16 protein-coding genes are annotated in these 20677 nt (G+C 63.2%); 7 read left to right on the top strand and 9 right to left on the bottom strand.

The window, feature by feature from the left end:
- Positions 1-327: 327 nt before the first annotated feature.
- From HPY44_01280 to HPY44_01265, 4 genes are all read right to left on the bottom strand, one after another.
- Positions 328-1191, bottom strand: coding sequence for a hypothetical protein (locus tag HPY44_01280; protein ID NSW54619.1), 864 nt, complete (start codon positions 1189-1191; stop codon positions 328-330).
- A 24-nt stretch (positions 1192-1215) separates the two neighbouring features.
- Complete coding sequence (locus HPY44_01275; protein ID NSW54618.1) at positions 1216-4077, bottom strand: hypothetical protein; 2862 nt, start codon at positions 4075-4077, stop codon at positions 1216-1218.
- A 76-nt stretch (positions 4078-4153) separates the two neighbouring features.
- Positions 4154-4630, bottom strand: coding sequence for a hypothetical protein (locus tag HPY44_01270; GenBank protein NSW54617.1), 477 nt, complete (start codon positions 4628-4630; stop codon positions 4154-4156).
- A 1026-nt stretch (positions 4631-5656) separates the two neighbouring features.
- Positions 5657-5905 (bottom strand): hypothetical protein, encoded by a 249-nt coding sequence (locus HPY44_01265; GenBank protein NSW54616.1) that lies wholly within the window; start codon positions 5903-5905, stop codon positions 5657-5659.
- Between the two features lie 244 nt (positions 5906-6149).
- Between HPY44_01265 and HPY44_01260 the strand changes: the two genes are divergently transcribed.
- A complete protein-coding gene (locus HPY44_01260; protein ID NSW54615.1) occupies positions 6150-7169 on the top strand; it encodes a glycosyltransferase in 1020 nt (339 codons plus the stop codon).
- Between the two features lie 18 nt (positions 7170-7187).
- On the opposite strand, the gene HPY44_01255 is transcribed toward HPY44_01260, so the two are convergent.
- Positions 7188-8255: a glycosyltransferase gene (locus HPY44_01255; GenBank protein NSW54614.1), complete on the bottom strand. Its 1068-nt coding sequence runs from the start codon at positions 8253-8255 to the stop codon at positions 7188-7190.
- A gap of 167 nt (positions 8256-8422) precedes the next feature.
- Here HPY44_01255 and HPY44_01250 point away from each other — a divergent pair, with 167 nt between their 5' ends.
- Positions 8423-9412: a pyruvate dehydrogenase (acetyl-transferring) E1 component subunit alpha gene (locus tag HPY44_01250; GenBank protein ID NSW54613.1), complete on the top strand. Its 990-nt coding sequence runs from the start codon at positions 8423-8425 to the stop codon at positions 9410-9412.
- Positions 9413-9427: 15 nt separating this feature from the next.
- Positions 9428-10405 (top strand): alpha-ketoacid dehydrogenase subunit beta, encoded by a 978-nt coding sequence (locus HPY44_01245; GenBank protein NSW54612.1) that lies wholly within the window; start codon positions 9428-9430, stop codon positions 10403-10405.
- Positions 10406-10526: 121 nt separating this feature from the next.
- On the opposite strand, the gene HPY44_01240 is transcribed toward HPY44_01245, so the two are convergent.
- Together HPY44_01240 and HPY44_01235 are read right to left on the bottom strand one after the other, a co-directional pair.
- Positions 10527-11669, bottom strand: a complete 1143-nt coding sequence (locus tag HPY44_01240; GenBank protein ID NSW54611.1) for a glycosyltransferase family 4 protein — start codon at positions 11667-11669, stop codon at positions 10527-10529.
- Positions 11670-11710: 41 nt separating this feature from the next.
- On the bottom strand, positions 11711-12424 hold the full coding sequence (locus HPY44_01235) for a 2-oxo acid dehydrogenase subunit E2 (GenBank protein NSW54610.1): 714 nt from the start codon (positions 12422-12424) through the stop codon (positions 11711-11713).
- A gap of 654 nt (positions 12425-13078) precedes the next feature.
- On the opposite strand from HPY44_01235, the gene HPY44_01230 reads away from it, so the two are divergent.
- The 4 genes from HPY44_01230 to HPY44_01215 all read left to right on the top strand — a co-directional run bounded on the left by HPY44_01230 (position 13079) and on the right by HPY44_01215 (position 18984).
- On the top strand, positions 13079-13798 hold the full coding sequence (locus HPY44_01230) for a DUF1559 domain-containing protein (protein ID NSW54609.1): 720 nt from the start codon (positions 13079-13081) through the stop codon (positions 13796-13798).
- A gap of 132 nt (positions 13799-13930) precedes the next feature.
- The gene (locus HPY44_01225) at positions 13931-17005 is read left to right on the top strand and encodes a heparinase II/III family protein (GenBank protein ID NSW54608.1); all 3075 of its coding nucleotides are present in this window, start codon (positions 13931-13933) and stop codon (positions 17003-17005) included.
- Positions 17006-17067: 62 nt separating this feature from the next.
- Complete coding sequence (locus HPY44_01220; GenBank protein NSW54607.1) at positions 17068-18132, top strand: Gfo/Idh/MocA family oxidoreductase; 1065 nt, start codon at positions 17068-17070, stop codon at positions 18130-18132.
- A gap of 171 nt (positions 18133-18303) precedes the next feature.
- Complete coding sequence (locus HPY44_01215; protein ID NSW54606.1) at positions 18304-18984, top strand: DUF1559 domain-containing protein; 681 nt, start codon at positions 18304-18306, stop codon at positions 18982-18984.
- A gap of 76 nt (positions 18985-19060) precedes the next feature.
- On the opposite strand, the gene HPY44_01210 is transcribed toward HPY44_01215, so the two are convergent.
- Entirely contained in the window at positions 19061-20197 is a 1137-nt protein-coding gene (locus tag HPY44_01210; GenBank protein ID NSW54605.1) for a hypothetical protein, read from the bottom strand.
- A gap of 31 nt (positions 20198-20228) precedes the next feature.
- Positions 20229-20672, bottom strand: coding sequence for an SRPBCC family protein (locus HPY44_01205; GenBank protein ID NSW54604.1), 444 nt, complete (start codon positions 20670-20672; stop codon positions 20229-20231).
- Positions 20673-20677 lie beyond the last annotated feature (5 nt).

Here is a 20677-nt window from a genome sequence, read left to right as displayed (position 1 = left end):
ACGCGATCGCAGCTCTCTTGGGAGAGCGCATACCCCTGTAGGAACGTTCGGCGCCTTCCCTTGTTCCGACGCGCCTTCGTTCAAAGCTGAAGACGCGGCGATTATAGCACAGCGTTCGAAAATATGGCAAGCAAACCGCCGAGCCAGTCGCCCGACGCTCCAGAGCACACCGTTGTCAGAGCTTCCCAGGACCCTGTGCCGCCCCGACGCTATCACCACACGCCCACCACACTCGGCTTCTGTAAAGTAAGACCGCCGCCACTGCCAAGGGTTTCGCCGTCCCGTCACGTATACCTCTTGCCGATTCTGCTCACCGCGCCGGCTATCTTAGCCGGTGCAGACGATAAGGCTTCCGGGAGCGTCCGCATCGAACCCGTCGCGGATCCAGATGTTGACCCGTCGATCGACCGCAAACTGCACGGCTTCCTTCTGGATCACCTGGGGGAACGGGTCCCAGTCCAGCAGGTCAGACGCTTTGACTTCCGGCAGCTTGCGGGCATCAGGGTGCCGCCGCGGGTCTTTGTCATAGATCCCGTCCACGTCAGTGAACATGGTGCACTCACTCTGCCCCAACGCATGCGCAAGCGCCACCGCCGTCAGGTTCGAGCCCCCGCGGCCCAGGATTGATACATCGTTCCTGCCCAGCTTCGGGTTGCGGAAGTACCCTTGAAAACCCGCAATCACCGGGACCACACCGCGCTCGATGAGGCTGCGCGAGTAGCTCGGGTAAACCCTGCGCACCAGAGCGTCGACGTGCTGTGGGGTGGTGTTGATGCCCGCCTCGTGGCCGGTGAGGGAGCATGCCGGACATTCCATACACTGCAGGACCATCGCCAGGGCGGCGTTCGCCCGCAGCTCGCCGGACATGAGCAGACGTGCGTACTCCCGGTCATCCGGCTTCTCATGCACGCAGTACGCTAACTGCTGCAGTTTGTCAGTGGTCCAGTCGAACGCCGAGACAACGACCACCGGAATCACTCCGGCCCTGGTGAGGGGCAGAATGAAACTTTCGGCAATCTCACGCAGGCGTTTCGAGCGTGCCTGGTTGCGCCTTGTCTCAATGTGACGGTAGATGGCATTGACACTCTCAAGCCGGCGACATTCCTCGAGCAGTGCGGGCTCATCCGGGCCGAAACGCTCGCGCCCCTGTAGGGTCAGCCCGCCAAACTTGAGTACAGGTATGGGTGCCACTGCAAGCCCCCTTCCTGGGTTGCCTCAGACCTCGATATACAGACGCACCGGACCGAAAAGGCCTGACGGCAGGGACTCGGACATCATCGGCAGCGAGCGCTCGAAGTACGTGTTGAACCACCCGCGGTCCTTCGCTTCGTGAACCACGCTCTCCTTGCAGCACTGGTTGGCGAGAGTGTTGGTGACCTCCACCCGTAACCGGTTTTCGCCCTCCTGTAGAGCCGGCGTCACGTTGTGTACGAAGGGCGCCCATCCGTACAGCGGCAGTTCTTTCTCGTTGAGAATCACCCTGGCCACATATTTCACCATACCGAGATCAAGATATACTGGCCCGGTCAGATACTCGGGCGCAATCGTGAAGGTGAACTCATAGGCAACCGTTCCGCTGAAATCGATCAAGTCCAGATCATCCCAGGAACCGATGCGCAAGGGCAGATCGGCTTGGGGGGTCTGTCTCGTCCGAATGTCCATATCGCCGTCAATAATGCGGTAATCCGACACAATGCGTACCCGATCGGGTTCGTCGAGTACTTCGATGACCACAGGCTGGGATAGCTTGCGCACCTTATGAGCGGGGATCGCGGGCTGAGTGTCGGGGTCAAGCACCAGCAGTGCCGACTCTCCCGCTCGCATCCGGAAGGGCACGCGGGTGATCTCGGCGACCTCCGTATGCATGGTCAGAAGCTCGCGCTGGCCAGTGGCCGGGTCCCACTGCTCGAGGCTCACGGGCTGATCGCGCACGATCTCCAGCTCGAAATGGATCGGCTCCTGGCTCTCGTTCATCATGAAGGCGACCTGCAAGTCGCCCAGGTCTCGCACGGCCAGGCGCAATTCGGGCACAAAGCCGGAGACCTGGAAGCCGTAATGCCCGGCACGCAGTGCGAGCAGACGTGCCAGCCGGGCCAGCTCCACTTCCGCGACCAAGATGACCGCTTTGTCCTCCAGTAACTCTGACGGGAAGTAGTCCTGCCTTGACATGCCCAGCCCGGCGGCGAGTCCGTCCCAGCGCGCCGCCTCAGACAGCCCCTCGCGCGTGTCGCCTCCAAGTCTGCCGCTCTCGCTCTCCCTATCCATGGTCACTGCGCCCGCGATCAGGCCATCACGAGCGGCCTCGAACTCTCTCTGTTTCCCGAATTCCGCGGCCAGACGCGGCACATCATCCAGGAACACCACCCGGCCGCCGCTCTCGTAAAACGCCAGAAGCGTCTTCAGGACTCCAACCGGCAGCACGCTGGCCTCGGGCACCACAATGGTCCCGTAGAACTGCCCGTCTGTCTCAAGCGCACCTTCGCTGACGGCCGCCCTCTGGATCGTGTCCGCGTCGATGTAATCAAAAGCCACCTGTTCTTCGGTCAGCGCTCGGGTGATTGCCTGCAAGGACTTCCAGGCGCGGTCGGTTGAGGGCCCGCGCGGGTCGGCCCAGACGGATTCAATCGGGTAGTAGACCGCGATGTCCGCCAGAGCCACACCACTGCGCAACACAGAGCACAGCCGCCCCACGTAGTCTGCGTACCCTTTGAACAGCGGCCACAGGGGGTTCCCGGGACCCACGTGATCCATGGTCCGATACAGCCGGCCGCCCGCGGTGGTGTAGCTGTAGGACATATGCCCGATGAGATTGATGCCGCGCAGGCACTGGTAGTCCACAAGCCACCGCATCTGCTCGAAGGTCAGCCCGTATCCGTAGACACCGTTGGTTTCGGTGACAACCAGGTTATCGAAGGGGCTCTCTTCGTCCGGCGCGCCGCCCTGGCCGGGCCTTTGGTGTGCAGCCGATGAAGCGAACAGGGGAAAATCGAAGTTGTCTTTGTTCCAGCAGATTTGGCGCCAGATCGCGTCCACTCCCGGCGCGTGCAATGCGCCGGCCGTCTTGAAGAAGTGACCGAAACCGTGGCGCCCATGGTCCGGCAGGTTGTCCTCGCCGCCCACGTGGCCCGTATGAATCAGGTTATGGCGCTCGCACCAGCGGTTGATCTGCAGCCAGTACGCGGCATGGAACAGATCGGTCCAATGGTCGCTGAACTCGCAGCGAGCGCGGAACACGTCGGCTTCATCGAGATGATGCAGGACCTCGTCTGAGAGCTGGTCAGAGGCGAACAGCGCTGGAAGGAACGGGCGCAGGTCGAAGCCACGGTCGCGCTCAAATGTGAGCAGCATGTCCCCGGTCCACGGGATGGCGTCGGTACCCACGGCCCCCGATACCGCCGGCTCGTCGGTGAACATGCCCGGAATCACGCTGCCGAAATACTCCCCTACACACGGGACGTACTGCTCGTGGGTGACCTCGATGAACCGGGCGACAGCGGCGTGGCTGAGCAAGTCTACCCGGCCGTCACGCGTAACCTGACGGAACAGAAGCAGGCCGTGGGAAAGCGACGGTACGGTGACCGCGCCGGACACGATCTCCAGGACTTCGGGCGCATGGTCGCGGAACACCGCGAGAACCGCGACGGTCTCCGCCGGGCAGGCGAACTGAGTACCCGGGGTTGCGGCGACCTGTTCCATCTGCAGGACCTTGGCCGTGTGCTCGGGATGACCCTCCAGCACCTTGCCCTGAGCGGTGCCACTGGGCCAGCCCCCCTCATCGTACAACCACGCGTAGATGCCCTGCGCCGCTGCTTCCTCCGTGGCCCAGCGCACAGCCTGGAAGTACCCGTCCGACAGATACGGCGGCCACTGGCCCTCAATGAAATCCTTGAGTCGGAAGTTCTCGCCCATCGGGTGGATGAAAAACCCGCCGCAACCCTTCTCCGCCATGTCGCGGACCTGCGCGCGCACGGCTCGTTCCTCCAGCACCCCGTTCCAGATCCAGAACATCATCGGCCGGTATGCGGCGGGTGGATTCTCAAAGCGTGCCAGGACCGTCTCACGAGTCGAGGAAGCCATTCTGAGCCTTTCCTGCGCGGGGTGGGTTTTCGGGGGATTACTTCGCGACCGGGACGGGGTTTTCCTCCATCCGCGCTTACGGCGAGCCGGTCACCACGGCCGTGACCTTGCCGTCCGTCCCAATGAATACGAACTCCCCGTGCTCCAGTGTGGTGCGGTAATGCAAGACCTTGCAGAAGTCGGACATGCCCGGCTGATCGGGAGAGACATCGCGGTCGAAGCGCGTGTACTGTCCGCGCCCTGACAGGATAGGTTCGATGGATGAGCGGGTGAAAAAGCGTCGGTACGGTTCGCCGAACTCGGCGATGACTTCGTCCTCGCCCACCCCCGGCCGTACGAAGGCGCGGAACTCATAGTGCTCCCGGTTCACATTGCGCCGGACCGCATAGACCATGAGCGCGGCGAAGGCGCACAGTCCCGTAAGCGCCACCACTGTGACGAGGACGAGCATGCGGCGGCGCCGACGATCGTAGTCATCGCCGGCCTCCCCGCGTCCGTATTCATCGAGTGTGGGGAGCTTATCCGCGCCGGGCTGCGAAGGTATGTCAGGCATGGTCGACGACGTCCCTCTCATTGCCCTTTCAGGGCTGACTGCGTGACGGGAGAGAAGTATGCGTTCCCGCGAATGTGTTGTAAAGCCCCTCACGACCGCGTGAGCCCCCGGAGGGGGCGACAGGTCGTTCCCCTCGCACCGGGTTTCATCCGCCCCTACGGGGGTCACAGTTGGACGGCCCCAGGACCGCCGAGGCTGGACGCCGCCCACGCACGTAGGCCGGCACGCATACTGCAAAAGCGATGCTCATGCCGCGCCCGCGGGCGCTATGGACGGCTCTCGCGCGTACGACTATAATAAAGCAGTGTGGTTTGCGTCCCCGGACCAAGTCGTCTGTGTGCTGGGGTTCTGGAGGTGCAGAAGGATGCCGATGAATTCAGCCTTTTCCCGGTTGATTGCCGTGACCTTCGTGCTCTTATGCGGATGCGCGGCAGCGCAGTTCCAGTGGTCGGCTCCCACAGCCCCATATGGTGGCCCCATGCCCTCGCTCTACGGTAGTCCCACCACGCCTGCGTCATCCGCGGCACCCGCGCCGACGGCTAACCCGCTCCAGCCCTGGCTTGCTCCCGCTCCCACTGCCACCACAGCCCCGGCGGGGGCCGTTCCTGCCCCGGGCGCCGCGACGGGCGGATGGTACAACCCCTGGGGCACCACCCAGCCTGCGAACGCTGCCCCCTTGCCCACCATCCCTCCCGGCGGCGGTTTCACCGGCCCCGCGATGGGGGGCTGGTACACGCCGGCGCCAGAGACTCAGCAGCCGCTCGCGCCCAATCCGTGGGTCCAGCAGACACCGTCCAGTTGGTCACCAAACATCACTGTGCCTGCGCCCGTTTCTCCATGGTTACCCACAGCACCCTCTGTAGCCATTCCACAGAGCGGGTGGCAGCAGACCGCTTCACCGGGCGGCGCTGCCCCAACGGCGCCGGGCATCACTTGGAACACCGCGCCGACGCTGCCGCAATCCAACTCGGGGCCGCTCGCACCAGCCGACGGTCTCTTGCCCAACCCGTGGGTGAGCGCGGCCCCTCAGGCCACTGTCGCGCCGAACCCCTGGGTGAACACCGCAGTGCCAGGTCTGGCCGTCCCCCAGGACACAACGCTAACGCCCGGATGGCCCCAGCCTGCGACCAACGGGTGGCAGTACGTGCCGGCAGCACCCGGCGCGCCCGAGGTGCAGTCCACGGCGCCGAACCCGTGGATGACCACGCCTCCCAGCCAGGGAACAGCCACGGCTCCGACGGCGGCGCCCAATCCCTGGTTGCCCAGCGCAGCCACCACTCAGCCCCCGGCGGGTGCCTGGTGGCAGCGAGACACCGTTCCTACGTCGCCCGGCTTGTACGGCACGCCGGCGGCATTTGATGGAAACGCAACGAACCCAACTCCCTGATCGGGGGGCCAGGTTCGACTACTCAGGTAGCGGCGGGGGGGGGACCGCACGAGCCACTGCCCCCCTGCGAGCCTGCCGATGAACATCCTGTTTGTTGACCGGAACGCCAAGATTGGCGGAGGGTCCACTTACTTGCGAACGCTGGTCCCGGCCCTTTCTGATCTGGGCCACGCCTGCTACCTCGTATCATCCGGTGGCAGCAGTTACCACCAAGTGAGACCTGTCTTCCGCGATGTAGCGGCCCATCCCCCACTGCCCGTGCTGGCCTCGATAGCGGTATCCCGAGCCCTGGAACGCTGGTCCATCGATATCGTCGTCACCCAGACCCTCAACAGCGCAGTCCATGCGCTGGGCGCCTGTCGCCGGGCACGCATTCCGCTGATTATGAACATCCACAGCCTGCGGGACATGCGTCCCGGCTTGGAGGCCTTGGCGTACGCATCGCGGATCATCGGCATGAACCGGGGCACGGTCGAGCACATCCGGCGCGAAGTCCCCGAGTATGCCGACAAGGTCTACCAGTCGATTCTGCCGGTGGACTGCAAACACTTCAGCCCCGAACCGCGGGAAAGCACAGCAGACTTCACGGTGGTCCACTGCTGCCGCTTGAGCCGCACCAAAGGCGCGCAGGTGTTCGCCACGATCGCTGCCGTCGAGGCTCTTGTGCCCGAAATGCCCGATCTCGCGCTGGTGGTGGTCGGCGGCGTGGCCAACCGTCTCCGGATGGTCCGAGACGCCGCGGAGAGAGTCAACATAACCCAGGGGAAGATGGTGATCACCGCGCCGGGGCAGGTCGACGACCCAAGGCCCTACCTGCACCAGGCGGACGTGGTGATCGGTGCCGGGTACGTGGCTCTCGAAGCACTTGCGATGAACCGCCGCCTCATCGGGGTCGGTTTCGAGGGCGTCTGGGGGCATGTGGATGAGGCTGAATTCATGGATGCCCTGGCGGGCAATTTCGGGGATACCGCGGCGCGCCTCGGCGAGGCCAATCCCGAGATCATGGCCGAAATGATCCGGGATGCCCACACGCGGCACCGAGAGCAGGGGCAAATCACCTGGGGCAGCGGACTCGTGTGCGCCATGTGCGACCCTCAGAAAGTGGCAGCCGATCTTGTGCGGGTATACGAGGACGCCCTGGCCGGCAGATAGCCCACGGAGGCGCCCCTCTCACCTGCCGGCAACGGACGCGTAGACCCTCTCCAGATCGTCGCATGCCCGGGCGACACAGAACTCCTCACCAATCGCTTCGGAGGCCCACCCCAGAACCTTCTCGCGCTGCCAGGCTGCGTATGCGGCCAGTACCTGTGCAGCCAGAGAGTCGGCCGTCACGTTGCGGTCGAAGGCGTCGTGATCCCCGAAATTGGCCTCAATCGACGCTTCCAGATTCTCCCGCGTCACATATCCGGTCAGGCCCTGAATGCCCACCCCGATGGTATGCCGTCCGGTGGCCAAAGCTTCCAGCGCCACATACCCCGCCCCGATGACGCAGTCCGCCGAGGCGATCAGTGGCGCCGTGTCCAGAGTCTCCCCGGCATACCGCACAGCTTCCCGGCCCAGTCCGGCATTGGCCGCGCGCACGGTCCGCCCCATATATACCTGGCGCGAGCCCCCGCCGACGATGGTGAGGCGCAGACCCGGAATCTGCTTGTCCACCGCGGCCAGCATTTCCAGCAGGTCCTGAGCATAAGCCGCCTTCCTGCGAGACATCCGGCCGCAGTAGAGCACGTGGAAACCGCCATTCTCGTGCGGAGGGCACAGATGGAAGCGTGCGGAGTCTACGGCCAGACGACTGAGAAAGGTCTTTTCGGCAACCCCCTCGACCTGCCCCACCCAGTCTTGCACTGAACGGTTCATCACCATCACTGCCCCCGCCCCGCGCAGAACCGGATTGGCCTCGTCCAGCGGGATCAGGCTGTGGGCATGCTGGACAAGCGGCACTCCTTCTGCTCTGCAGGCCGCCAGGGCCAGCGCGCCAGAGGTGACGGTGTGGGCATTGACCACGTCGATTTGCCGAAGACGAATGGCCCGGCGCAGGACGAAACTGCCCGCCGCGCGCACCGGAGGAGCGACGATGACCCGGGTCTGAACGGCCTCGCGCAGTTTCGGCAGGAGCGGCCCGGGGCCGATGAGCAGGTGCACCTCATGCCCTCGCGCGATCAGTTCCGGCGCGACCGCAAGGATGTAAGTGTTTGCGCCGCCAATGCGGGCATTGCGGTGGACGATGAGGATTCGCATGGTCCCTGTATTCCAGCGAGAGGTGGACTGCCCCACCAGTATACACCAACAGGGCAAGCGCAACCCGCCCCAGTTGAGGAGCATCGGTTCGCAGGTCATCCCGTGTGCCGCGGCGAACTGGGCTGACGGAAGCCGGCACAGTTGGCGAGAAGGAGGCTGAAAAGGCCATGGCACGCAAGAAAAAGGACGCGGAGCTTCTCCTTCACTTCTATGAGGATATGCTGCGCATCCGCTTCTTCGAAGAGAAGATTCGGGATGTGTTGCTGCCCAAAAAGCTTTTCCGTGGCAGCTCCCACCTGGGCATCGGGCAGGAAGCGGTTGCGGTAGGCGCGATCCATGCCCTGCGGGAGGATGACCCGGTGATCAGCACCCATCGTGGTCACGGTCATGCCATCGCCAAAGGCGTGGACCCTTACGTGATGTTCGCCGAAATCATGGGCCGCCGCACCGGCTGCTGCAAGGGCAAAGGCGGCTCCATGCACATTGCCGATGCCTCGAAGCACTTCATGGGCGAGAATCCGGTGGTAGGCTCGAACGCAGGCATGGCGGCGGGCATGGCGCTGGCCGCGCGACTTGAGGGCAGCGGCCGCGTTGTAGCCAGCTTCTTCGGCGAAGGCGCGCTGAATACTGGCGCATTTCTCGAATCTGCGAATATGGCAGCGCTCTGGAGCCTGCCGGTGCTGCTGCTGTGCGAGAACAACCGTTATGCCATCTCCGTGCCCCTGGAGAAGTCCAGCTCTCTCATGGAACTCGAGAACCGCACCTGCTCCTACGGCATTCCCGGCCAGAAGGTCAACGGGATGCATGTGATGCAGGTCTACGAGGCGGTGTCCAAGGCCGCCGAGGAGATGCGCGCGGAGCCGGCGCCCCGGTTCTTCGTTTTCGATACCTACCGCTTCGAAGGGCATCACACCGCAGACAAGGAGAGCTACCGCACGGAAGACGAGACCATCGCGCAGTTCCGCGAACGCGACCCGATCCACATTCTCGAAGTCGAGATGATCGACGACCACACGGTTGATCTGGACACTACCATCGACATGCGGGAGCGGGTGCAGGCCGAGATCGACGAGGCTTACGCGCGGGCGGTGGAGGATCCCTGGCCGAACCCCGAAGATGCACTCACCGGCGTGTACGCGGAACCGGAGGTGGAGTAAATGAGCGAACCCAAAATGCGATCAGTCACCTATGCCCAAGCGATCCGCACCGCGCTGCGGGAGGAGATGAAGGCCGACGAGAAGGTCATCCTGTTCGGCGAGGACGTCGGGCAGTATGGCGGGGTCTACGGAGCCACCACCGGCTTGCAGCGGGAGTTCGGTGAGGACCGCGTGCGTGACACGCCTATTTCGGAAATGGCCATCGCGGGAATGGCTGTGGGCGCGGCCCTCGCCGGGTTCCGCCCGGTGGCCGAGATCATGTACTGCGACTTCCTCACCCACGCCTCGGACGCCGTGGTGAACAATGCCGCCAAGTGGCGCTACATGAGCGGCGGGCAGTTCCGCCTGCCCATCGTGTTTCGGTCGCCGGCGGGCGGAGGAGCGGGTTACGCCGCCCAGCACTCGCAGAACCTGGAGGCGTGGTTCACCCACATTCCGGGCCTCAAAGTGGTCATGCCGGGCCTGCCCCGGGACGCGCGAGGGCTCCTGCGGGCCGCGATTCGCGACGACAACCCCGTGGTCTTCCTCGAGCACAAGGCCCACTACACCTTCAAGGGCGAAATACCGGCGGAGAGTGAGGTCATTCCGCTGGGTGTGGCCAAAATCCAGCGCCCCGGCAAGGACGCGACCTTGGTCTCCTGGAGCCGGACGCTCACCTACTGCCTCGATGCGGCGGAAAAGTTGTCGGAGGACGGCATCGACGTGGAGGTGCTGGACCCGCTGACGCTCCAGCCACTGGATATTGATGCAATCTGCGAATCCGTGGCCCGAACGGGCAACTTGATCATTGCCCACGAGGCCGTGGTGTTCGGCGGGCTAGGCGCGGAGATCGCGACGCAGGTGACCGGACGGCTCTGGGGCAGCCTGAAGAAGCCGCCGCTGCGCATCGGCGCACCCTTTGTGCCTGTCCCCTACTCCGAGCCGATGGAACTGTTCGTGGTCCCGCAAGTCGACCGCATCGTGACCGAGGTGAAACAATACCTGGGTGGTTAGCCATCCGGAAGAAATCGGCCCGGAGAGATCCGTGCCACTGCTTCCGGCGCAGTCGAGGCAGTGTCTTGGCGAATAACAACGCCACGCCGGGCGTGGTTGCGGCACTTGCCGGGCGCCTCTCTCAGGCGCCCGGCGACGACAGCGCCTCCAGGAAGCGCCGGGCGACGCGGTCCCAGTTGAAATCGTGCCGGACACGCTGCTGTCCATGCCTGCCCAGCTCTGCCGCGTACTCGCGGTCGGTCAACAATCGCACCGCTGCTTTCACCAGCGCCTCATCATCCCCAGGTTTGACCAGCAGCCCTGAGACCCCGTCATGGACCGCATCAGCCACTCCGCCACAACGGGTCGCGATCACCGGCTTGCCCGCGGCGTTGGCCTCGAGATACACCACCCCGAAGCCCTCCAGGGGATCCCCTCGAACGTCTTTCGTGGGCATGATGAAGACGTCAGCCAGCTGGTAGTACGCCGGCAGGTCCTCGTCGGCAACGTCGCCTGCAAAGATCACGGAATCCAACAGCCCCAGGCCGGCTGCGAGATCGCGCAGATTTTTCTCTTCGGGCCCGGTGCCTACGATGAGATAGGCAACAGGCCCCGCCTGCCGGATGATGGACGGCAGCAGGCGAATCACGTCGGCGTGGCCCTTGCGCTCCACAAGGCGGCCCACAGTGAGCAGCACCGGACGGTCGCCTATGTTCAAGCTTTCGCGCAGTGGAGCCAGATCATGGGGCTCCATGAAGGGTTCAGGACGGACGCCATTGTTCACCACGCGAACGCGTTTCGAGGGCACTCCTGCGCGGATGAACTGCTCGGCGGTCCAGTGGCTCACCGCGATGCAGATGTCGACCTGCCGCAAGATATACTTCTGGGCCAGCCACTTCAGCGGGTTGCCGCCGGTCAGCAGGAACTCTCTGCCGTGTCCGATGAGCAATACCTTGGGGCGGTTGATCTTGATGGTGTTGATGGCCGCGAGGCCTTCGGGAAACCATTTGGTGGCAATGATGGCCCGTGGGCGCTCGGGGATCTGGTCGATCAGCCCCGACACGCCCGCGCTAAGGTTCGCCGCGACCTGCATCTTTGACCCGTCCGGCACGCGCACTACGGGGTACGGGCAGGTCTCATCAAACTCGGTTCCACCCTCGCGGCAGACCGTGACCACACCTACAGCCTCCCCTGAACGGTGGATGGCCAGGGGCAACTCATACGCCACCGTCTGGATCCCTCCCCGAGACGGGGGAAAATCCGCGGCGAGAAATACCAGAGACATGCACGGAACCTCACGATGGGTGTGGGTCGATCCCCTCGGGCTTACAGGCTTTCCAGGAACTCGCGGCTCTCGATGCGTTTCTTGATGTCCCGCAGGAAGTTGGCGCCGTCCGCACCGTCAGCTGCGGCGTGGTCCACGCTCAGGGTGCAGATCATGGTGCGTCGGACCGCCAGTTCGCCACCCACCACCACGGGGCGGGGCTTGACCGCGCCGATGCTCAGAATGCCGGTCTGCGGCGGGCTGATGATAGCGCTGAAAGAGTCCACGTCCGAGGGGCCGATATTGCTGATGCTGAACCCTGCGCCCATCTGGAGACTCGCCCGCAGCTTGCCGTCGCGGGCGAGAGCGATCATCTCCCGAGTCTCGGCGGCAATCTCCTGCATGCTCTTGGTGTCGGCATCCAGGACAGTGGGCATGAGCACGCCCTTCTCCGTGGCCACGGCGAAGGCCACGTTCACATGCTCCAGCACGTGCAGGCCGTCTTCGGCGACCCAGGCGTTGAACCGCGGGTTGTCCCGCAGCGCGAGGGCAACGCACTTGATGATGTAGTCGTTGTAGCTTGGGATGTCGGTCTGGCCCTGCTCGCGTAATGCCGCACGCAGTTCAGTGAGCGCGGTGGCATCCATCTCGCTGCTCATCCAGAAATGGGGCTTTTCATTGACACTCTTGAGTGTGCGCTCACCAATGGCCTGCCGCATGGGGGTATTGGTGAGGAGTGTGAAGGGCTGTTCATCCGGCCTTGGACGACGGGACATCTCTATCACTTCCCTTTGGATGTATCTGAAACCTGAATTCGCCCTGTCCCCCCGGTATACCTGCACCTGTGGCCACGCGCCGCCAGGGACTGCCGCCCGGATTTTGAGATAGTGTAGAGGGCGACTTATCCACAATGTGGAAAACCCGCGTGGAAAATGAAGCCCACCGTGGAATGCAGCCGCAAGTCACCCGGGGCACCAACTTCTGGCGATGGGCCGATAAACGCCTTTCTGGGGGATTCTAGCGGTGCGCTGACACGGCGGGTTGTGGAAAACCCTGTTGAAACTACGCTGCGTAGGTGGAAAACCCCCTTATATATGGGATGTTTGGCACTATCGGACCGATTCCCGATGAATTGTCGAGGCTGTGGCCCAGAGCGGAGAGATCGCCCCACAGGTCCCTGGCGGTGTGGGCGTTCCACCCGACGGAATGGATCAGAATACGTGTTCGCATCCGAGTTATCCACACCGGGAAGGGGTGCAATAGCGCTTGGTCAGTATTCCGTGTGGGCGAGGCGGGATGCCGCGGTCACGTTCATTCTGCGCGCGCGTCGCTAGCAAGGTTATACAGAAGGACTCACCCCGCAGACAAGCAGAATAGTATCGGATGGGAACGGCCGTGCGGCCGCGAAACTAGAGAAAGGATGGGTTCCTATGCAGGCGAGTCGGCGTGGTGGCTTCACTCTCATCGAGCTTCTAGTGGTCATAGCTATCATCGCAATTCTAGCCGCTATTCTTTTCCCCGTGTTCGCACGCGCTAGAGAGAAGGCACGGCAGACCTCATGTCTGGCCAACTCCAAGCAACTGAACCTCGGCGTGATCATGTACGTGCAGGACTATGATGAGTGCTTCCCGCCGCTTATGTTCGGGACCGCCACGGGTGTTGTTAGCATGTTCGACGTGGTCATGCCGTACGTAAAGAACAATCAGATCGGAGATTGTCCGAGCAGGAACGCGGCGATCAAGGTTTTCGCAGGCGGCGCGTGGGTAACGCCATCTGGTGGCGACGCGGGCATGGACCTGAGTCTGATCCAGCCTGGCCACCCTGATCCGAAACATTCCTACGGCCCCAATGACCGCCTGGTGCATGAGATCAACCCGGCAGGCGCCTCATATCAGCGCACCCCCACCGCGTTAGCCGAGGTGTCCAGTGTCGCGGAAGTGCCCCTGGTCTTTGAAGCAGTCGGGCACAACCACGGGAACCCCGCCACGACCGGCCCGATTGATCTGGCGACGATCAACGGCTGGGGCCCGGCGCGCAGGCATAACGAGGGCCTGAACGTGGCTTTCGTGGACGGTCACGCCAAGTGGTACGCCAAAGACAAGTCACCCGGATGGTATAACGTATACGACGAAATCTGGGGCATCTGGTAGGCCCCGGAACCGAAGAGCGTACTGCCGTGGGGTCCCTGAACTGGGACCCCACGCTGTTTTGGGGAAGGCTCTGAAGGTCGCAACGAGGCCCGGCGCGAATCATCCTTGTAGCTTGAGCCCCAGGAGGTTGGCATGACACACTGGATCGCCGCTGCCATCATTGCTGTTCTCTTACCCCTCTGCTGTTTCGCCCGGGATTCTGGGGGCATGTACACCCCCGAACGCCTGGCCAATGTACGCCGGAACGTGGAGAGACACGACTGGGCGAAGACGATGCGAGACCGTGCCGTGAGAAATGCTGCTTCCTGGGTAGCAAAGTCCGACGAGGAGCTCTGGCGGATGGTGCCCGGGCAGGACCTGCCCCGTTGTATCGACGCGACGATGACTTACACCAAGTCGGGGAAGGTCCGTCCCGGATGTCTTGTCTGCGGCGAGAAAGTGTTCAAGTTCGGCAATTACCCCTGGATTGTGGATCCTGCCGGGAAGCCCTGGAAGATCACCTGCCCGTCATGCAAGACGGTCTACCCTACCAACGACTTCGGCAAGTACTACGAGAGTGCCCTCGACGAGCACGGGCTGTTCGACCCCGAGAAAGGCGACCGCTCCTTGTTGTTCAATGCCGAACACCCGGACCCGGCCGACCCGCTGCACAAGTGGGGCGTGGATGACGGCTACGGATACATCGATGCCGACGGCAACTCCCACCGGTTCATCGGCTACTACACCTGGAAACACTGGCAGTACGTCTGCGCCGGCGTGGGTGTGCTCGCGGAAGCCTACGTGATGACCGGCGATCCGCTCTACGCTCGCAAGTGCGCGGTGCTCCTGGACCGCATCGCCGACGTCTATCCGGCTATGGACTGGGGCAAGTACGCCAAGATGGGCTGGTACCACTCGGACGGCGGGAGTGGACGCGGGAAGATCGAGGGGCGGATCTGGGAGACCGGCGTCCTGACCAACTTCGCGCGAGACTACGACAAGATCATCACCGGCCTCTCGGACCAGCCTGAGCTGTATGAGTTTCTGGCCGAGATGGGCCGCAAGTACCAGTTACCCACCGCAAAGGGCAGCCGTGAACTGCTCATGGCCAACATCGACGATAACATCCTGCGTTGCGGCGCCGAAGCGGTGCGCAACCAGCAGATCTGGGGCAATGAGGGCATGCACCAGCGAGCGATGGCCGCCTGCGCCATCGCCCTGAACACAGAGCCCGAGACGTCCCGGATGCTGGACTGGATCTTCGCTGAGAATGGCGGACATGTGCCGGGCATCATCGTCGGTGGTATCGATCGGGACGGCGTCGGCGCTGAAGCCGCTCCAGGCTATGCGCTGGGATGGGGCGCGAACCTCGGCACTCTGGCGGACATGCTGGCGGACTACGGCAAGTACGAGAAGCACGATATCTATCGGGACTTCCCGCAGTTTGCAAAGACCTTCACCGCGGGATCGCGCATCACAATCCTGGACTATGACACCCCCTCCATCGGCGATACCGGCGCGACCGGAGACATTGGCAAGGTCCAGAGCTCGCCTGAGTTCATAGTGCGAGGATACCGGTATCTGAAGGACGCGCAGATCGCCCTGGCGGCATACCGGGCCAACGGGAACTCAGCAGCGGGCCTCGGACGGTCCATCTTCGACGAGGACCCGGACCGTATCAGCCGCGAAGTGGAGCAGATCGCGTTGCAATCCCCAGCGCTGTCGGGTCTTGGCCCGCATCACATGCCGGGCTATGGCTTCCTGACCCTGGAGTACGGTCAGGCGAAGGCCGGCACCGGCCTGTTCATGTACTACGGGCGCAATGGCGGTCATGGGCACAAGGACCGGCTCAACATCGGCCTGTACGGGTTCGGCTTTGACCTGACGCCGGACCTGGGCTACCCTGAGTTCGCCACAAGCTGGCCTCAGCGCAATGAATTCACCGACCCCACGATTTCCCACAACACCGTGCTGGTGGACCAGATCCCGCAAGGCGTCAACTGGGTGGGCCACCCGCGGTTCTTCAAGGTACTGCCGGGCTTCCAGTGCGCCGAGGTAGAGAGCAGTGACGTGTATGCGTCCACCCGGGATTACCGCCGTACTGTGGCGATGATACAGGTCTCCGACTGGCTGGGCTACGCGCTGGATGTATTCCGGGTGGAAGGCGGCACCGACCACATGCGTGGTCTTCACGGCCCCGGGGTTGAGGTAACGACATCGGGCCTCAAGCTCACAGCCCAGGAGACAGGGACACTCGCAGGGCCGGATATCGCCTTCGGCACCACGCTTCCGGTGGGGCCGAAGTACGGGTATTCCTGGCTCGGGCGGATTGAGTATGACAACCTGCCTCCGGACAACTGGACGGTGGACTGGAAGGTGCAGGCCGGATACCGCGGGGCCACGGGCGCCGAAGATGTTCACGTGCGGATGTGGGACTTTACGCCGGCGGACGACGTGGTTCTCGCGGACGGCGAGCCCCCGCAGAACAAGGCCGGGAACCCGCGCTGGCTGCGCTACTGCCTCTCCCACCGTGCAGGCGAGGACCTCACCAGTACCTTCGTCGCGCTGCTCGAGCCTTACCAGGGAGACCCCGTCATCGACCGCGCCGAGCGACTGCCACTTCCCGGCGACCCGCACAATGGTCCAGTGGCCTTGCGGGTGTACCTCAAGTCCGGCGCAGTGGACACCCTCATCTATTCACCGGATGGAGCCGCCGTTACGGTGGACGACGCTATCTCCTGCCAGGGCCGGCTGGCAATAGTGCGGACCCGAGACGGTGTGGTGGAAAGCATGGCGCTCATCGCCGGGACCCGCCTGCAGTACGGGGACATAGTCCTGAGCGCGCCCGATGCCGGTCATACCGGGAAAGTAGTGCGTTTCGACAAGGACACGCTGGACGACGCGCGGCTCTGGGTGGACGCGGACTTGCCTGCCGGCAATACGCTGGTCGGGCAGGAGATCATCATCGAAAACGACCGGGCGCGAAATGCGTGCTACACCATTGAGCGCGTGGAGAAAGACGGCGACTTGACGCTCATCTCCCTGGGTCGCGTGAGCCTGGTGCGCGGGTACGTAGACCCGAACGACTACTCGAAGGGATTTGCGTACAATTTCAAGGAAGGTGCTTCCTTTGTGATCCCGAACCACATTTACGCCGAGTGCCGGGGTAACCAGGTGCTCAACGTCGAATCCACCACCCGGATGGATGTCTCGGTGAGGCAGCCGTAGGGCGCCGGTCGCGATGGGTTTCTGGGGAGTACTGTCTGGATTGCACCAGGAGGCACAGCAAAATGACTGACGTGCGTGTCGGTTTCGTAGGCGCCGGATACATGGCGCAAGTCGCACACATTCCCTGTTTTCAGCAGGCTTCCGGGGCAAGGGTCACGGCCCTCGCCTCTTCGCGGCCCGGACTGCTCAACCAGGTGGCTGACCGGTTCGGCATCGAGAAACGTTACGCGTCCCATTCGGAACTCGGCGCCGACCCGGAGATCGACCTCGCGGTGGTCGTCGTGCCGCCGGAGCTGAACGTGGACATCTGCGCGGACCTGCTCGAAGCGGGAAAGGATGTGATCTGCGAGAAGCCTGTCTCACTCCGGGCGGTTGACGCAGAGCATTTGCGGGACGTCTCCGCGCGTACCGGTAAGCAGCTCCTGGTGGGGTTCATGAAGCGCTTTGATCTCGGCGTCCGGGCAGCCAAGGCGGTTGTAGACCACTGGCAGACCACAGGCGAGGCGGGCAAGTTGTTGTACGCGCGGGCGCACTCCTTCATCGGCGGCGACTGGCAGGCCAACATCGGCGGTCTCTTCCCTACCATCAAGACCGATGAGCCGATGAGCGCCAAGCCCACGTCGCCTATGCCCGACTGGCTGCCCGAGAAGTTTGCGGGGGCTTGGGGCCCGTACTACTTCACGAACCACGTCCACAGCCACGACATGGACCTGCTCGCGTATTTCCTCGGGCAAGATTTCCGGGTATGTGATGCCGACTGGAGCCGGGATGTGAAGCGAGTCTGCATCGAATACGGCAATGCGGTCGCCCAACTGGAAATAGCAAAGTGCAGCGCCAACACGCGCTGGGACGAGGAGCTCGCGCTGTATTTCGAGGGCGGTTCGGTGCGAGTGAAGCTCCCCCCGCCGCTGCTCATCAACGTTCCGGCAGACGTAGAAATCTATGCGATGGGTGACAGGCAGGAAATCAGGCTGCCGCAGGTGAAGTATAGCTGGTCATTCCTCGAACAAGCGCAGAATGCGGTGGATGTGGTGGCGGGGAAAGCAGAGGCAATCTGCACCATTGAGGACGGTCTGACGCAGGTGCGGATGACGGAAGCCATCTTCACGGTACTGGCGGGGTCATAGCGGACGGCCCCCGCTTCGGGCCGGATACGAGCCCGCTGCGTACGGCGGTCTTCCGCAAATCGCCATTCTCTCGACCTACCGGCGGTGTAGTATAGGGTGAAATACCCGAGGAACCCGCCAATATCGTGCGTCAGACCAGTCGTCAACTCACAGAAGCAAGGAGGAGACAAGATGACCCGTCGCGGCTTCACACTCATCGAGTTGCTGGTGGTGATCGCGATCATCGCCATCCTTGCCGCTATCCTCTTCCCGGTGTTCGCGAGAGCGCGGGAGAAAGCGCGGCAGAGCAGTTGTCTGTCCAACGTAAAGCAGATCGGACTTGGGGCATTGATGTATTGCCAGGACCACGACGACCGCTTTCCCCCCAAGTGGTGGTGGTATGTGCACGTTCCCACCGGGTACACGTTGTCCACGAACTACCTGACATGGGCGGAGTGCATCATGCCGTACATCAATAACGACCAGATTTTCCAGTGCCCCTCATACCAGCAGACCCAGAACCAGATGCCCTATGCCACCTTCCCCTTCACATACAACTACAACGGTGCGAACCCGGACCCGGCACTGGGGATCGACTCGGCGGGTCTCGACTGGTGCCCACAAGGCAATGTGAAAATGCCCGCGACGACAATTATGATCTACGATGGATGGACCATGGACACGTGGTGGTATGCGCCCAACCACGCGGCGCTGTTCAACCGCGAACCGGGGACAACCGGGTGGACCTCCGTTCACTGGGATCTCGTCGAGCGCCACAATGACGGCGCCAACGTCTGTTTCGTGGACGGACACGGCAAGTGGCTCAATACCGCCACGGCGAGCATGTTCACCCGCGGAGCCGACCCGAACTAGGCCGCACCACACAGCACAGACGACAAGAGCGCACTCCGACGCCGGAGTGCGCTCTTGCTTTTCCCAATAGTCGGTCTCAGCGCGTGGCGAGGACTTCCCTCAATGCATCCAGGCGTGCCTTACCCTCCTGCAGCGTGGGCACAAGCCAGCCGCCCTCGTCATTTTCATTCCAGGCATAGATCAGCACTGCCCGGGCCGGCGCAGCCTCGGGGTTGGCATCCACCCAGCGCAGAGCGTCCCCGACATGTGCCGCGAGTTCTTGCGGGGTCGGCGCCTGGTAGTACCGCTCCATGCCCTCGCCGGGTCTCTGCCACGGTTCCCACGGATGGGGGCGCTCAATGCGCGGTCGACGATCCCACCCGGCCATGGCAAGGGGCACCACAGGGGCTCCTGTGGCCTTGCAGCGTTCCCACCATGCCGCCACGACTTCGGCCAGCTTCCGAAAAGGCGCCTCGTTACCGCCGCCGGCCATGGCGTAGGCCCCGATGGCGTCCATACCGAGCAGCTTCATCCTCTCGGCGGCCACGTCCGGCGACCAGTCCTGCACCACGAAATACGGAGTAGGAACCCCCGCTTCTGCGGTGGCCTGGCGCAAACGGTCAAAAGCCTGGCGGGCCTGTGTCCAGTCGGCGAAGCGCCCTTCGCCCACAAGATCGCCCACCGAGTACAGGTACACCAGCGGCCTGCCTCCGAGAACCGTCTGGTAGCATGGATCAGCGAAATACTTGACGTATCGCTCTACTTTCGCGGGCCAGGCAGCCATGCCGCCGGCGCTTTCCCACCCGCCCTGCAGATTCAGGCAGAAGTGGATGTCCTGCTTGCGTTCGCTGGACAGGTAGAGCTCCAGCCCTCTGCTCATGGGGATATCCGGGGGATAGGTAACAAAAGCCCAGTAGTCCAGCCCGGCTTCATGGGCGTAGGCGATCTCCCGGTCCATGATTTCCTGAGTGTCGCCGCGTATCTCCACCTGGTGGTCGGAGATGATTTTGGCGAAGAACGGCAGGCGACTGTGATAGCACTTTGGGCCGAGAGTCGCCTCCACCACTCTCCCGACGCTGGACGCTTCGCCATGCCAGGCATCCCAGCGGATGGCGCCGACGACAGTGCGCGGAACCGGTTGCGCTTCGGCAGGCGGAGCCACCGTCGGGTCATCCCCGGCGGCGAATTGCGACAGAAGGAGCAGCGAGAGCCCGCAAAGGGCGACAGTGGTCATGGCTATCAGCGGGTTGAGACCCGGCGCGGCTCTACCCCTGTTCGGCCCGGGCCTTGATGGCCTCCAGCATCGACTGCACGTTGGCCTGCATTTTCTTCAGAAGCAAGCCCTGGATCAGCGCGCCGATGAGTGGCACGGTGTATTCGTAGTTGATGGTAAGCCGCGCGATGGAACCCTCGCCGTCTGACACGAACTGCCATTCGCCCTCGTACCGGGTGAAGTCTCCTTCGAGCTGCTCCCACCGGCAGGTCTTCGCCGCGTCGTCCCAGTAGTCCGCTTCAGTCCAGGTGATGGTGCGGTTGAACTCTTTGATTATGCTGCCCCACTTGCTGACCTGCTTCTCGGGGGTCTGTTCGAGGATCTCCACGCTCTCGACGTCATCCATGAACTCCGGGAACTTCTCAATGTCCCGGGCAATCTGGTAGACGCGATCCACGGGCGCGGCCACGGCAATCTCAGCGTTGACAGTTGGCATTGGGT

This window comes from Armatimonadota bacterium, assembly GCA_013314775.1.
Classification (GTDB): Bacteria; Armatimonadota; Zipacnadia; order Zipacnadales; family JABUFB01; genus JABUFB01.
This window is presented reverse-complemented; position numbering and strand designations above follow the sequence as displayed.

What these genes read in the sequence shown, in the direction of transcription:
- HPY44_01275 (NSW54618.1), bottom strand. Translation starts at nt 4,077, where the DNA reads ATGGCTTCCTCGACTCGTGAGACGGTCCTGGCACGCTTTGAGAATCCA.
- HPY44_01270 (NSW54617.1), bottom strand. Translation starts at nt 4,630, where the DNA reads ATGCCTGACATACCTTCGCAGCCCGGCGCGGATAAGCTCCCCACACTC.
- HPY44_01255 (NSW54614.1), bottom strand. Translation starts at nt 8,255, where the DNA reads ATGCGAATCCTCATCGTCCACCGCAATGCCCGCATTGGCGGCGCAAAC.
- HPY44_01250 (NSW54613.1), top strand. Translation starts at nt 8,423, where the DNA reads ATGGCACGCAAGAAAAAGGACGCGGAGCTTCTCCTTCACTTCTATGAG.
- HPY44_01245 (NSW54612.1), top strand. Translation starts at nt 9,428, where the DNA reads ATGCGATCAGTCACCTATGCCCAAGCGATCCGCACCGCGCTGCGGGAG.
- HPY44_01240 (NSW54611.1), bottom strand. Translation starts at nt 11,669, where the DNA reads ATGTCTCTGGTATTTCTCGCCGCGGATTTTCCCCCGTCTCGGGGAGGG.
- HPY44_01235 (NSW54610.1), bottom strand. Translation starts at nt 12,424, where the DNA reads ATGTCCCGTCGTCCAAGGCCGGATGAACAGCCCTTCACACTCCTCACC.
- HPY44_01230 (NSW54609.1), top strand. Translation starts at nt 13,079, where the DNA reads ATGCAGGCGAGTCGGCGTGGTGGCTTCACTCTCATCGAGCTTCTAGTG.
- HPY44_01225 (NSW54608.1), top strand. Translation starts at nt 13,931, where the DNA reads ATGACACACTGGATCGCCGCTGCCATCATTGCTGTTCTCTTACCCCTC.
- HPY44_01220 (NSW54607.1), top strand. Translation starts at nt 17,068, where the DNA reads ATGACTGACGTGCGTGTCGGTTTCGTAGGCGCCGGATACATGGCGCAA.
- HPY44_01215 (NSW54606.1), top strand. Translation starts at nt 18,304, where the DNA reads ATGACCCGTCGCGGCTTCACACTCATCGAGTTGCTGGTGGTGATCGCG.
- HPY44_01210 (NSW54605.1), bottom strand. Translation starts at nt 20,197, where the DNA reads ATGACCACTGTCGCCCTTTGCGGGCTCTCGCTGCTCCTTCTGTCGCAA.
- HPY44_01205 (NSW54604.1), bottom strand. Translation starts at nt 20,672, where the DNA reads ATGCCAACTGTCAACGCTGAGATTGCCGTGGCCGCGCCCGTGGATCGC.